The 14,096-nt window shown below is 67.5% G+C and carries 9 protein-coding genes; 5 read left to right on the top strand and 4 right to left on the bottom strand.

Annotated features, from left to right (window positions below; translation table 11 throughout):
* Nucleotide 1: 1 nt before the first annotated feature.
* Together xdhB and xdhC are read left to right on the top strand one after the other, a co-directional pair.
* Complete coding sequence (xdhB, locus tag Mal64_RS15725; RefSeq protein ID WP_146401960.1) at nucleotides 2–2,353, top strand: xanthine dehydrogenase molybdopterin binding subunit; 2,352 nt, start codon at nucleotides 2–4, stop codon at nucleotides 2,351–2,353.
* Nucleotides 2,350–3,129 carry a xanthine dehydrogenase accessory protein XdhC gene (xdhC, locus tag Mal64_RS15730; RefSeq protein WP_146401962.1) on the top strand — a complete coding sequence of 260 codons (780 nt, stop codon included), beginning with the start codon at nucleotides 2,350–2,352 and terminating at the stop codon, nucleotides 3,127–3,129. The genes xdhB and xdhC overlap by 4 nt, the downstream gene beginning before the upstream one ends.
* Nucleotides 3,130–3,174: 45 nt before the next feature.
* Here the strand turns inward: xdhC and Mal64_RS15735 are convergent, their stop codons facing one another.
* Entirely contained in the window at nucleotides 3,175–4,299 is a 1,125-nt protein-coding gene (locus tag Mal64_RS15735; RefSeq protein ID WP_231993792.1) for a pyridoxal-phosphate-dependent aminotransferase family protein, read from the bottom strand.
* A gap of 369 nt (nucleotides 4,300–4,668) precedes the next feature.
* Here Mal64_RS15735 and Mal64_RS15740 point away from each other — a divergent pair, with 369 nt between their 5' ends.
* The 3 genes from Mal64_RS15740 (at nucleotide 4,669) to mdoH (ending at nucleotide 8,657) form a co-directional block, all read left to right on the top strand.
* Nucleotides 4,669–6,000, top strand: a complete 1,332-nt coding sequence (locus Mal64_RS15740) for a glucan biosynthesis protein (protein WP_197525810.1) — start codon at nucleotides 4,669–4,671, stop codon at nucleotides 5,998–6,000.
* 107 nt (nucleotides 6,001–6,107) lie between these two features.
* Complete coding sequence (locus Mal64_RS15745; RefSeq protein ID WP_146401968.1) at nucleotides 6,108–6,539, top strand: hypothetical protein; 432 nt, start codon at nucleotides 6,108–6,110, stop codon at nucleotides 6,537–6,539.
* 72 nt (nucleotides 6,540–6,611) lie between these two features.
* The gene (gene mdoH / locus Mal64_RS15750) at nucleotides 6,612–8,657 is read left to right on the top strand and encodes a glucans biosynthesis glucosyltransferase MdoH (RefSeq protein WP_146401970.1); all 2,046 of its coding nucleotides are present in this window, start codon (nucleotides 6,612–6,614) and stop codon (nucleotides 8,655–8,657) included.
* Nucleotides 8,658–8,671: 14 nt separating this feature from the next.
* Here mdoH and Mal64_RS15755 read toward each other — a convergent pair whose 3' ends face one another.
* From Mal64_RS15755 to Mal64_RS15765, 3 genes are all read right to left on the bottom strand, one after another.
* Nucleotides 8,672–10,312, bottom strand: a complete 1,641-nt coding sequence (locus Mal64_RS15755) for a carboxypeptidase-like regulatory domain-containing protein (RefSeq protein ID WP_197525811.1) — start codon at nucleotides 10,310–10,312, stop codon at nucleotides 8,672–8,674.
* A gap of 221 nt (nucleotides 10,313–10,533) precedes the next feature.
* Nucleotides 10,534–13,581, bottom strand: a complete 3,048-nt coding sequence (locus Mal64_RS15760; RefSeq protein ID WP_146401974.1) for a M56 family metallopeptidase — start codon at nucleotides 13,579–13,581, stop codon at nucleotides 10,534–10,536.
* The gene (locus Mal64_RS15765; protein WP_146401976.1) at nucleotides 13,581–14,042 is read right to left on the bottom strand and encodes a BlaI/MecI/CopY family transcriptional regulator; all 462 of its coding nucleotides are present in this window, start codon (nucleotides 14,040–14,042) and stop codon (nucleotides 13,581–13,583) included. Before Mal64_RS15765 ends, Mal64_RS15760 begins: the two co-directional genes overlap by 1 nt.
* Nucleotides 14,043–14,096: the final 54 nt, after the last annotated feature.

Genomic DNA, 14,096 nt, shown 5'->3' on the forward strand with positions numbered 1-14,096 from the left:
GATGGGCGCCGTCGGAAAACCTCTGCCGCACGAATCGGCCGTTGGCCACGTCACGGGCCGTGCGCGTTACATCGACGACCTCGCGCCGATGGCGGGCGAGCTGTGCGTCGACTTCGTCGGTTCGCCCGTGGCTCGTGGAGTTGTCCGTTCGATCGACCTAGCCGCCGCTCGGGCGGCGCCGGGCGTCGTTTGCGTGCTGACTTACGAGGACCTGGGGGGCCGGAACCACTTCGGGCCGATCTTGCCCGAGGAGCCGTTTCTTGCCGAGAAGGAACTCGTTTACCTGGGCCAGCCGGTCGTGGTGATCGGCGCCGAGACGGCCGAGGCGGCCCGGCGGGCGTGTTCGCTGGTACGGATCGATTGCGATCAGCTCGAGCCGGTTCTGTCGATCGACGACGCGATCGCCGCCGATGCGTTCATCGCCCCGGAGCGCCAGCTCATCAGCCCCGGCGCCGAGAACGACGAACGTTTCAAAGCCGCCTTCCAAACGGCGCCCCACACTCTGTCGGGCCGGTTCCATGCGGGCGGGCAGGAGCAGTTCTACTTCGAAACCCAATCAGCCATCGCCCTGCCGGGCGAGGGGGATTCGATCCGCGTCCTTTCCTCCACGCAGTCGACGACCGAGACCCAAGAGGTCGTCTCCGAGGCGCTTGGCGTCGGCTTCCATCAGGTGATCTGCGAGTGCCACCGCATGGGCGGGGCGTTCGGCGGCAAGGAGACGCAGTCGACCCTTACGGCCGTGATGGCGTCGCTCGTCGCGCACAAGACCGGCCGCCCGGCGCGGCTCGTGCTGCGCCGCGATGTCGACATGCTCACCACCGGCAAGCGGCACCCGTACCAAACCGACTACCGCGTGGCGTTCGACGCCGAGGGGCGGCTGCTGGCGGTGGAGTTCAGGTTTTTCTCAAACGGCGGGGCGTTCGCCGACCTCTCGACCTCGGTTCTGGACCGCACGCTGTTCCACGCCGACAACGCCTACCACACGCCGCTGATGCGCGTCACGGGTCGGGTCTGCCGCACCAATCTGCCGCCGAACACGGCGTTCCGCGGATTCGGCGGGCCGCAGGCGGTGGTACTCATCGAGAGCTGCCTGCACGACATCGCCGCGGTGGTCGGCCGCGACCCGGTCGACGTGCGGCGCGATAATCTCTACGTCGACGGCGACCCCGAGCGGAGCGTCACCCAGTACGGCCAGACGGTGCGCGATCACCTGCTAGAGGAGACGCTCGACCGGCTGGTCGAGTCTTCCGACTACCGCCGGAGGTTCGCCAAAGCGGAGGCGTTCAACCGACAAAGCGAGACGCAGCTCAAGGGTGTGGCGTTATCGATGGTGAAGTTCGGCATCTCGTTCACAACCAAGTTCCTCAATCAGGCGAACGCCTTGGTGAACCTCTACACCGACGGCTCGGTGCAAGTTTCCACCGGCGGCACGGAGATGGGGCAAGGGCTGAACACGAAGATCCGCCAGGTCGTGGCCGACGAGTTCGGCCTGCCGGTCGAGCGCGTGCGGATGATGGCGACCTCCAGCGAGAAGAGCAACAACACGTCGCCCACGGCCGCCAGCGCGGGGACCGACCTGAACGGCGCCGCCGCGCTCGACGCCTGCCGACAGATCAAGCAGCGTATGATCGCGTACGCCGCCGAGCTATTCGGCGCTGCGCCCGAGGCGGTGCTGATCGAGGGGGGGCGTGTGTCTGCCCGCGGCGGCGAGCCGGCCGCCGGGCTCGACTTCGGCGAGTTCTGCGCGAGGGCCCGACGCGAGCGAGTGAACCTCGGCGCCCGCGGGTTCTTCGCCACGCCCGAGCTCGATTACGACCCGGTCGGCGGCCGCGGCAATCCGTTCTACTACTACACGACCGGCGCCGCCGTGGCCGAGGTGACAATCGACCGCTTCACCGGCGAGCTCGCTTTCGACCGCGCCGACCTCCTGATGGACGTCGGCCGGATGATCAACCCCGGCGTCGACCGCGGCCAAGTGATTGGCGGCTTCGTGCAGGGCGTCGGTTGGGTGACGAACGAGGAGCTACGCTACGACGGCGCCGGCCGGCTGCTCTCGACCGGCCCGACGACCTACAAGATCCCCAACGTCACCGACCTGCCGCGGGAGCTGAACGTCGATTTCATCGACAACCCGAAGCACCAGAAGAACGTCCGGCAGAGCAAGGCGGTGGGCGAGCCGCCGCTGATGCTCGGCGTGGCGGTCTGGCTGGCGGCCAAGCACGCGCTGTCGTGCCTAGCGCCGGGCGCGCCGGTCGAGCTGGCCGTCCCCGCCACGGGCGAAGAATTGCTCACGCGGATGACCCGGCTTGCGAGGAGCGAGGCATCGCACGCCAAGGCGGCGGGGTCGCCATGAGCCATGACTCCCTGCTCGCCCGCGCGGCGGAACTCGCCGAGCGCGGGTCGCCGCTGGTCGTCGTGACGCTGGCCGAGGTGACCGGCTCGGCGCCCTCCGACACGGGGGCGAAGATGCTCGTCACGGCCGAGGGCCACGACAGCGGCACCGTGGGTGGCGGCAGGGTCGAGGCCCGGGCGATCGACGAAGCCTTGAAGATGCTCACCGAAGGAGGCCCCGCCTGCCGGCTGGTCGACTGGAGCCTCAAGGCCGATGTCGGCATGACCTGCGGCGGGCGCGTGAAGCTGCTGCTCGAGCGCCACGGCGCCGATGAGTGGCCGCTCGTCGTGTTCGGCGCCGGGCACGTCGCCCAGGCGCTCGCCCGAATCCTGGTGACGCTGCCTTGCCAGGCGACGTTCATCGACCCCCGCGGCGATTGGCTCGCCAAGCTGCCCGAGCGTGTCCGCACGATCGAAACGGACGACCCGCCCGCCGAGGTCGACCGCCTGCCCGAGGGGGCGTTCGTTCTGTGCATGACCCGCGGCCATAAGAGCGACCTGCCGGTGCTCGTGCGGCTGTTTCAGAGCGATCGCGACTGGCCGTACGTTGGCGTGATCGGCAGTCAGGCGAAGGCGGCCGTCTTGCGCAAGGAACTCGCCGCTGCAGGCGTGCCGGCCGAGCAGGCCGTGTTCCACTGCCCGATCGGTTTGCCGATCGGCACGAACCACCCGGGCGAGATCGCGGTGAGCATCGCCGCGCAGTTGCTCGAAGCACGCGACGCGATCAAAGCCGGTTGAAGGCCGCCAGAAATCCCCCTCCCCCAAGGAGGGAGGGGAACTCTCTTACCCCAGTTCCGCGTCGAGTGCTTTGAGGATCGTGTCGACGCTCTCGTCCCGCGCCCCGTGGCCCATCAGGCCGATGCGCCAGCAAACGCCCGCCAACGCGCCCAAGCCGCCGCCGATCTCCAGGCCGTGCTCGGTGAGCAGCCGCTTGCGAACGGCCGCCTCGTCCGCCACGCCCGCCGGGATCTTCACCAGGTTGAGCATCGGCAGCGAATGGTCCGGGTCACTGGCGTACTCGAAGCCGCGTTCGAGCAGCCCAGCCTTGAGCTTCTCGTGCGTCGCTTGGTGGCGGGCGAAGCGTTCTTCGAGGCCCTCTTCGAGCACCAGCCTGAGCGCTTCGTGCAGCGCGTAGTTCATATTCACCGGCGCCGTGTGGTGATACGCCCGGCTGCCGCTCCAGTAGTTGCCCACGAGCGTAAGGTCCAAGTACCACGAGTGGACCGGCGTCTTGCGGCCGGCGAGCTTGTGCATCGCCCGCTCGGAGAGCGTGACAGGCGACAAGCCGGGCGGGCAGGAGAGGCACTTCTGCGTGCCGCTGTAAGCGCCGTCGACGCCCCAGGCGTCGACCTCCAGCGGCAGGCCGGCGAACGACGTGACGCAGTCCATCAGCAGCAGGCCGCCGTGCTTGTGCATCGCCTCGCCTAAGCGGTCGAAGGGCTGGTGGACGCCGGTCGACGTTTCGGCGTGGACGAAGCAGGCGATCGCCGGCTCGAGCTCTTCGATCTTGGCGACCACGGCGTCTTGGTCGAACGCCTGCCCCCAGTCGGCGTCCATCGTGTGGACCTCACCGCCCGCGCGGCGGGCCTTCTCGGCGAGGCGACCGCCGAACACGCCGTTCACGCCAACCAGGCACACGTCGCCCGGCTCAACGAGGTTGTCCATGAGCATCTCGGCCCCGGCCGAGCCGGTACCCGAGCACGCCAGGGTCATCTCGTTCTCGGTGCCGAACACCGTTTGCAGCATCGAACGCACCTCGTTCATCACCCGCATGAACTCGGGGTCCATGTGCCCGATGCACGGCTTGGCCAAGGCCTCCAGGACCGATGGCGCCACGGGCGAGGGCCCCGGTCCGTGCAGCAGACGGGTGGGAAGCTCCAGGGGGGCAGCGGCGGCGGTAGCGGGCACGGCGGACTCCATACAGGTACTAGCAACGGCAGACACAACACGTCGGCGAAACGGCAAGGGCCCGATTCTCTCCCGCCTCCGTGCTGCTGCCAAGAGAGGCGCCCCAGTGCGCGATTGGCGGCAACAGTTTGGTCTGGCGCCGACCAGCGCGGTTGTCACGCATGCAGGCGCCCAAGGTTGCGGCAATTCGTGGTCTGCTACCGCTTAAGCAAAGCGGCCGATAAATGCCCACAACCACCGCAACGGGGCCGAAAGTCGAAGCGAGGAGTGTTGATGAGGCATCACTGGCATGGCGATTGCCTAACCGCTCCAGGAGTGAGCTCCTCGCCGCTCGCTAGCACGTCACACGCACCTACCCGGATCGTTCAGATGTCACCACCCACGCTCAGCCGACTGGCCGTGGTCGCCTGCTTGGCGGCCGCCCCCGTCTCCGCCTTGGCGGCGCCCGAACCTGCCGAGGTCCGCAGTTTCGAAGACGTGGTCGCCATGGCCAGCGAACAGGCCGCCGTGCAGCACCAGCCGCCTACGCGGGCCCCGCAGGAGCTGCTCGACCTCGACTACGACGGCTACCGCAAGATCGCCGTTCGCCACGAGAACGCGATGTGGCGCGACGAGGATCGCAAGACCTGGGCCGAGTTCTACCCGGCCGGCTCGATCTTCGAGTACCCGGTCGACGTATATGTGGTCGACGAAGACAAAACCCGCCGCGTGGAGTACGGCCCGCAATGGTTCCAGTTCCGTGGCGAGACGGAGCGGCTCGCCGACTCCGAGGGCGGACTGGCCGGCATGCGGCTGCTCACGCGACTGCCCGGCAACGAGCACAAAACCGAGTTCGTCTCTTTCCTGGGCGCCAGCTATTACCGCGCCATCGGCACGGGCCAGTGGTACGGCACGTCGGCCCGCGGCTTGGCGGTCGACATTGGTCTGGGAACCCCCGAAGAATTCCCCCGCTTCACGAAGTACTGGATCCAGCCTCCCACCAGCGACTCGGAAGACCCCGAGGTGGTGTGGGCGTTGATGGACAGCCCGGCGGTGAGCGGGGCGTACGAGTTCCGCGTGTCGCCCGGCGAAGCAACCGAGGTGTTTGTTACTGCGCACGTGTGGATGCGGCACGGCGTGCAGAAGCTGGCCGTGGCGCCGCTCACCAGCATGTTCATGTGGGACGCCGACCATCAGCCCGAAGGAGACCACCGCCCCGAAGTGCACGACGCCGACGCGCTGGTCATTCATGGCGCCACGCCCGAGGGCGAGACCTGGGTGTGGCGAGACCTGGAGCGCCCCGACCGTCCGAAGGTGAGCTCCTGGCCGCTTGAGAACCTGTACGGCTTCGGGCTCGTGCAGAGCGAACGCGACCCGGCCAAATACAACGATAACGAAGCGCACTACCACGAGCGGCCCAACGTGTGGGTCGATGTCGGCGCCCGTTGGCCGTGGGGCCCGGGGCGGGTCGAGCTGCTGGAGCTCGACGCCAAGCACGAGGGCATGGACAACATCGGCGCGTATTACGTTTTCGACACCGACCGAGTCGATTTCAAGGAAGCGTTCACACTCAACTACCGTGTCGTCTTCAGCAAACAAGCGCCTGAAGACACAGCGACGGAGCGTGTGGCCCAGGTCGAGCCCGAGTCTTACCTCGGCAAGCTTCGAGTGAATCGCCGCATTGCCGCGGGCATGCCCGGCAGCTCGTCCTCTGCACCGTAATCGCGAATCGGCGTTCCCAACCCGCCTTCCAACACCCACCTCTCCCCACCACCCACCCCAGGCGATCAACGTCTTTAGAGACCTCGATCACACAGGAAACCGATAAGATGGCAACCACGCTCCCCACCCCCTGCAGCCACGCCCCCCAAGAGAAGCCCGCTTCTCACGTGGAGACGTTCGCCCGCACCGCGGTGTCGGATTACGCTCAAGCCCAGGGCGCCCGCGACCCGGTCGCGATTGCGCGTTTTGCGGTCGCGTGCGTCGAGGCCGCGAGCCGCCGCGAGGGGGTCAGCCTTGCTTCACTCCCCGAAGAGGCCCTCGACGAGGCCGCCAGCCGGATAATCACGATCGCTCAGAAAGGAACGCGGCTTTCGCCCCCCGCCGGAGCCAGCGCGCCGAAGTTCAAACGTGGCCGCATGCCCGAGCAACCCCTGGGCGAGCTGCTGGAGCCGATGGCCCGCGTGCGTGAGAGTCGTGTTATCGGCGCGTTTAGCAGCGTGTTGACGCTCTGCCTCGGCAAGGTCGGCATCGGCGGCTAGGCCGATCCCCTTGCTACTATCCCGTCGAGCACTCTCAAACCGGCCTGCCTCGTGTGAGGCGCACCACTTTTTATGCACCCCGATCATTTCAATCAGCGCGAAGACACCTCGTGGCGTGGCGCTCTCACCGCGCTTGTGGCGGCGATCATCGGCGCCACAGCCGCGGCGATCGTGTGGCGCGCCGCCACGCCTTTTGGCGCCACGCTGGCCGACTACGTGCTCGCGGGGCTGATGTTCGTGCTGACCTCTTGGATCGCGCTGTGGTGCACGCTCGCCACGGTCGGATTCGTGCGGCTCGTGCTGCGTGGCCCCGAACCCACGATCGAGCCGCCCGGGGCCGATGAGCGGATCGCACGCACCGCGGTGCTGATGCCGATCTACAACGAGACCGTGGCCGAGGTGATTGCGCGTGTCGAGGCGATGCGGCAATCGCTCGCGCGCATGGGCCGCGGCGGCGACTTCGATTTCTTCCTGCTGAGTGACTCGACCAACCCGCGTCGCTGGCTCGAGGAGGAGAGCCTGTGGCTGCGGATGGACCGCAGCGCCGCGCTGCCGAGCGTTTACTACCGCCACCGCCGCGAGAATAGTCGCCGCAAGGTCGGCAACCTGCACGATTTCTGCGTCCGCTGGGGCAAGCTCTACGACTACATGCTCGTGCTCGACGCCGACAGCCTCGTCGAGGGCGCGGTGATGGTCGAGCTCGCTCGCCGCATGGACCGCGACCCGGCGCTCGGCATCCTGCAAACACCGCCGCTGCCGTTGGGCGATGGCTCGATCCTCGCCCGCGGCCAGCAGTTCGTTAGCCGCTTGTGCGGCCCGGTGCTGGCCGAGGGCTTGTCGTGGATCTGCGGCGACGGAGGCAACTACTGGGGCCACAACGCCATCATCCGCACACGCGCGTTCATGCGCCACTGCGGGCTATCCGACCTGCCGGGCGCCAAGCCGCTCGGCGGCGAGGTGCTCAGCCACGACTTTGTCGAGGCTGCCCTGATGGGCCGCGCCGGCTACAAGGTGCGCCTCGCGACCGATTTGACGGCGAGCTATGAAACCACCCCCTCCACGCTCCCGGAGTACGCCCAACGCGACCAACGATGGTGCCAGGGCAACCTGCAGCACAGCCGCCTGGTGGTGAGTCGAGGCATCCCGCTCAGCAACCGCTTCCATTTCGCCACGGGCGTCATGGCGTACGGCTCCTCGCCGCTGTGGCTCGCGTTCTTGCTCGTCAGCCCGCTGGCGTTGATGGCGACCGAAGCGGCCGCTAGCGCCTGGCTCGGCCTGGGGCTGTTCGGCTTTGTCATGGCGATGCTGCTGCTGCCGCGATTCTACGGGATCGTGCTCGCCTGCAACGACACCGCCACGATCCGCGGCTACGGCGGCGAGGAGCGGCTCGTGGCGAGCGCGGCGTTCGAGTTCCTCACCTCGGTGCTGGTCGCCCCGGTGATGATGATGCTGCACACGCTCTTTGTCGTCACGACGCTCCGCGGCGAGACGGTGGAGTGGGCTTCGCAAGACCGCTCGGCCGAGGGGGTAAGCTGGCGTCAGGCTTGGTCGTTGCACAAGTGGCACACCATGGCGGGCGTGCTGACGGCGGCGGCCTCGATCTACCTGTCGACGACGCTCGCCGTGTGGCTCGCCCCGATCTGGCTCGGCCTCGTGCTCTCGGCCCCGATGTGCGTGGCGATCAGCTCGCGTCGGCTCGGACTGCGGGCGCGTCGCTGGGGCCTGCTGGCCGTGCCGGAAGAGTCCGAGCCTCCGGCGGTCGTCGCCGCCTACGAGCGCATCGTCAAGTCGATCGAGGCTCGCGGTTCGTCGGTCGACTTGCTCGGCTTCCTGAGCAACGCTCAAACGCTCGAGCAGCATTGCCGCAACCTCCACGAGACCGAGCAGCAGGCGGCTTGCGACTCGGTCGTAGCGGAACGACTTGAGCGGCTGGTGGCGAGCGGTCGTTTAGAAGAGGCCACGCCACTCGAAGAACGCAGTGCGCTCTGCGATCCCGACCTCCTGTGGCGACTGCACCGCAAGGTCTGGGCCGCGAGGCTCAAGGCCTCGCAAGCCGCTAGCCCCATCCTCGCATCGCACTTCGATGCCACAAGCAGCCCGCTGCCGACGCATCTGTGACGGCTGCGCAATGGTTACTCTTTGGGGCTTTTCGCCTCACGCTTATCCGTTTGATCTTCGCGGAGAGCTTCCTTCGAGCCAAGCGTGTCGACCCTCACCCGGAAGGCGGTTTGAGTCATTTCGCGATGGGGCGCATTGCTAAACGAGAGCAGCTTGCCGACGTAAACATCGCCCGCTTTGACTTCCCGCCACACCCGGTTTCGCACTCCGAACGGCGGCGGTCCGGGAGTCGAACGCTCGCCGAAGTCCTCGGCCTGCCGCTCGAGGTCATCAAGAGCGATCTCTTCGAAAGCAATCTTCGAGCTGTCGGCCTGTTGGGCGATCCACTGCACTGCGAATCCGTGGTACTCCCAGTTGTCATCACCGAATTTTAGATTCATCTGGTCATCTTTTTGCTCGAAACTTATCCCACACGCAACGCGTGACCGCGCGTCGCTTCCACCGGTGTAGGCGAGGATGGAGCCCTTCTGCATGCCTTCGAGACTAAACCCATTGGGATCGCTGTTTTTCGTGCTAATCCACTCGACCGTGGCTCGCGCCGCAATAAGCGGGTGCAGGGTCAAAACGATCGCCCGCGGCTTCGTTTCTGAAGAGACCCCTAATTCATGGCCGCTCTGCGTGTGGCCGCGGAGCGACGCTGTGACCTGGTGTGGGCCCGGGTAGAGGCTCAGCGTGCATTCACCACCGGTGTCGGTCCGCTTCGGTTCAGCCGACCGCGCGTCGCGTTTAACGCCCGTTGAACGAGCGACAACACTCGCCCCCGCCAGCGGGGCGCCATCGGGACCCACCACCCTCACAAGCACCTCTCGCTTGTCCGCCACGCTGTGGCGGAACACCTTCAGCACCCCGGCGTCGATCACCGCGTTGGGAGAAGTGGAAAACGCCAACTCGCTCGCACGGTACGCGGTGCTCGTCAACTCGAGTTGGCTAGGGCCGCCGCCGCTGACGCGGTTTCTCCTCTGCTCGGTGTGGAGGTAGTAGCCCTCCGGATAGGCCTCGAGGCTAGCGTTGCTGCCGCGTGAACGGATCCGGAAGGGGGTTTCGCCCACCGGCGTCCCGTTTTGGTCGACCAGCTGGAAGTAGGCCGCGTGCAGCTGGTTCTCGGCAAGCAGAGAGCTGGTTCCATCGATCTGACGGTTCAGTTCATCGAGTCGCCTCAAGAGCAGGGCCGGCAACGACTCGAGTTCTTGACGTTTTTCGATCGCGTCGAACAACCGCCTCGCCTCGCCCGGGTAAGCCTCCAGCACCCGCTCGCGGTGCGGATCGACGATGGAATGGGCGGCTGCCCCCTGACCGGCTTTGACTAGCGACCACGCGCACCAGAATGCCGCGCCGGGATCGTCGGGCGCCAGCCGATGGGCTTCCTTGAGCAGGCCGAGGCCCGCCCCGCGGCCCTGGAGGAGCTCCGCCTCTAACCCCCGCAGCACCAGTCGCTGGTGCTCAGCCAACTCGCCCCCCTCGGCCGCACGCACCGAAACCACCTCGGCCAGCGGGGCGGGCAACTCGGCGCCACCGACCGTCACAAGAATCCGGTCACCGTCGAATCGCACGTCTCCCTCAATCACGGCGCCCGACTGCAGCGTGACACGTTGCTCGGCAGTCGACTGGCAGACGAAGGCCGTGGCCGCAACGAAGCAAGCCAGGTGAGCCGCCAAACGAAAGAGCCAACTAATCGAGCACGCGGGCATCGTCCAACCTTGTGAATACGAGTGAGCAGTCGCGGTGGCCGCCAGACCTGAGATGTAACAGCACGCCAGTATAGTCGGGATCGACCCTACGGTGTCGCTCTGAGGCTCAAGGCGACGGAGTGCTAAACAGTCGCAGGAGTAGCCACCCAATCCGCCCTTGGCGTTTGGCGCAAGGCTTGGCGTGTCGACTACTCCTCGTCGCGTAACGCCTCGGCCGCTGCGAGCTTCTCCCGCAGCTCGGCGCGGAACCGCTCCGGGGCGAGGCTGATCGCCTGCTCCCATGTCGCGCTCGCCGTGTCGTATTCGCCATTCGCCGCCTGGGCCGTGGCCAGAGTTTCGTAGGCCGCGTAGTAGGGCGACGGCAAGCTCTCGACCGCCCGCCGGGCCAGCACCACCGCCCGCTCGGCGTCGCGGAGCGATTCTTCCTTGGCTGTTGCTAGGAGATAAGCCAAGTTGTTCTTCGCGACCCAATGGTCGGGCGCCACGACCAGCACCCGCTCGTAATCGGCGATCGCCTCGGCCTCGCGGCCCCAGCCATTGGCGATCTCGGCCCGCGCCATACGCAGCCGCGTGTTGTCGGGCCGCTTAGCGAGTTGCTCGGTCAACAGTGCGATCGCCTCGTCGATCGACTTGTTGCTCGCGAGTTTGCCGGCCTGACGTACGTACGAGGCGACCGACACCCCGTCCGGGTTGATAGGGTAGCGGACCTCGGCGGCGCCGGCGCCCAGCGAGACGCTCTCGACCGGTCGCCAATCCGTGGCGTCGTAGTAGTCGTCTTTCGCTCGGAGGGAATGGAGCCGGATGACTAGCTCAGACGCCGGCAGCCGCAGTCGCAGCCGCCCCTGCGCCGTGACCGGGGCCGCGAAGTAGTGGAGGCTCCCCTTCGCGTTCACGAGTTGGACGCCGAGGCTGGCCGTCGACTCTTTCTCCAGAACGATCGGCTCGCTCGACGCCTCGTCGATCAATTGGATGGTGACGATTCTGCCCGTCTCGAGTTGCAGCGGCGGCGGCTCCGCGGTCGATCCCGCTTCAAGCGAGGTGACGCGTTGCTCGCCGCTGGGGATCGGCTCCACCAGGGGATCCTCCGCCCCCGTGTGCAGCAGGCTCACCACGTAGCCGCCCGCCGGCAGCCCGGCGAAGCGGTAGCGCCCTTCGCCGTCAGTGGCCTGTTGCAGATAGACCTGCCGCAGCTCCGCAGCCGTGCGACCCGCTTCGTCGTCGGACGCCGGACCTACGAGGCCGTCGCCACGCAGCACGACAACTTGGTCCACGACCGGCTCGCCATCGGGCCCGAGCACCTGGCCCGTGACCACCGCTTCTGGCCGCATAACGAGGTCGACCTCGCTCGGCGCCCGGTCGAGCGGCGCCCACGTCACGGCGTACCCAGCACGAGTCGCCTCGACGCAGCGTTGGGTGGCGGCCAGGAACGAGCCGGTCCATTGCTGGCCTTCCTCCTCGGCCGCTTTTTGCTGACGCTCAAGTGACTCGCGTTGCTGCCGGAGTTCCCTCTGCCGCATCGCCTCGAAGTCGGCCGCCGCGAGGTCGTCGATCACGTAACGTCCCTCGGCGTCCGTGACCGCCGTGTGCAAGGGCCCCGGAACGTTCAGGCCAGGCATGACCACGAAACGCACGGTCGCCCCCGCGAGCGGGTTGCCCTGGGCGTCGGTCACGCGGCCGCTGACCGGCGCCGCCGGTGGCATCGTGACCAGCCACCGGACCCCTTCGTGCTCGACCATTGCCGGCTCCACGTGGGCCGACTGCGACGCGAGGCCCGGTTTCTTGAAACTCAGGCTGAACGGGAACGCCATCTCGATACGGGTACTGGATTCTTTGGTGAAGTCCGGCAAACCCGCGAACTCGAACCCGCCGTTCTCCGCGGCGGTCGTCGTAGCGAGCACACTGGGGACGGCGCCCTCCGGCCCCATGTCGAGCCGCGACAACACGACCTCGGCGCCCTCGACCGGCTCGCCGTCGGGTGTCTTGCAAACGCCGGTGATCTTTCCCGCCTCGCCCGGCAAGAGCACCGGCCGCGCGGTTTCCGCGTGCTGAGGCGGCGCGGCGGGCAGAAAGACATCGAAGACCTCGCCGTCTTGAGGGGGCGCGCCGTCGGATGCCGCAGGCGCCTCGGCGACACGGGACGGCTGGGCCTCACTCGCGTTTTGCGCCGGGCTGAGTGTCACGAGCGAGGCGGCCACGGCGAGCGTCAGACAAGCCACCCCGCAGGCCGCCCGCCAGCGGACGCCGAGCGACCTCAGCACGGTGAACTTCTCGTCGAGCAGCACCGCCACGCGGCTGCGCAGTTGGCTCGGCCCCTCCCACAGGCCGGCGGCGCCGGCCAGCCTGGGCGGGGAGGTGAGCGTGCGGGCCCAGCCGAGGAGCCGCTCGGCGTACGCCTGGCGGCCGCTCAGCTCGGCGGCGGCCGCGTCGGCCAGCGTCTCCTGGTCGAGCCGCACCCGGCGCCGCAGCAGCCAGTAAAGCGGCTGCGGCCACAAGACGATCGAGAGCAGGCGTAGCGCCGCGAGCAGCCATAAGTCTTTGTTGCGGAGGTGGGCCAGCTCGTGAGCGAGCACCGCGTCGAGTTCTTCGGCCGGCTTATCCCCCGCCCACTGGGCTGGCAACACGATCGCTGGCCGCCGCAGCCCGGTAGCCACCGCCGTGGCGAGCCGGTCGCTCACCAGCAAGCGGGGCAGGGGAGTGACGTTCGGCAAGGCGGCCAGGCGGCCCACGAGCGCTGGAGGGGCACGCTTGGCGTCGGCCAACAGCCTACGCGAGGCGAACGCGCCAATGAGCAGCCACGCCACGGCGACCATGCCGCCCAACGCTGCGGCTTGAATTAAGCGTTCAGGAAGATTGTGCGCCGTGTTCGGCGGCTGCCTAGTGGGCGATGATGATGGCGTCGGCGTCGTCGCAAGTGGGTTGGCAGCTATAGCATCGATTGCCTGAGTTGCGAGGTCTTGGGTGTCGGGGGTCGGTGCGACCGTCGCTGAGGGCGCCGCCGCGGGCGTGGCTTCTTGCACGACGGTCAGTCGCCACAAGCCCCACTCCGGCGCCAGCGCCAAGGCGAGCAGCAAGCAAACGCCCGCCCCCGCGCCCCAGGCGAGCGCCAGCCGCCAAACCGGCTGGCGCCAAACCACGCCCGCCGCCAGCGCGAAGGCGAGCAATGCGAACGCCGCGAGATGAAAATCAAGCAGGGCGGACGCCCAGCTGTCGAGCAGTAGCGATTCAAAGAGCGACATCACTTCCCGCCTTTCTTGCGTGAGGGACTCGGCTTCGCTTTCTTGCGGCTCGCTTGGTTATCACGGGCAGCGGCGATCATCGCCTCGAGTTCATCGAGCTCGTCAGACGACAGCTTGCGGCCGTCGATGGCGTGGACCAAGTACTCGTGGACCGCCCCGTCGAACACCTTCTCCAGGAAGCCACCGGCGATCTGGCCGAGCGTCTTCTTGCGGGCCACGAGCGGGCGGTAGACGTACGCCTTGCCCCGCCGGGTGTGGTCGACCAAGCCCTTCTGCTCCATCACTTGGAGCAAACTGAGCACGGTGGTGTAGGCGAGCCCGCCGCCGTCGGCGTTCAAGCGGTCGACGACCTCACGCACGGTAGCGCCCCCCGGCGACGCATCGTCGCCGTCACGCTCGACGGCGTCCCACAAGACCTTCAGGGCGTCGAGCTCCCGGTCGGTCGGTTCGAAAGAATCCATCGCACGCCTCGCTTAACTACTGGAGAACTAGTAGCAACGAGAGGCAATCTACTA

Origin of the sequence: Pseudobythopirellula maris, from assembly GCF_007859945.1 — a bacterium.
GTDB lineage: Bacteria > Planctomycetota > Planctomycetia > Pirellulales > Lacipirellulaceae > Pseudobythopirellula > Pseudobythopirellula maris.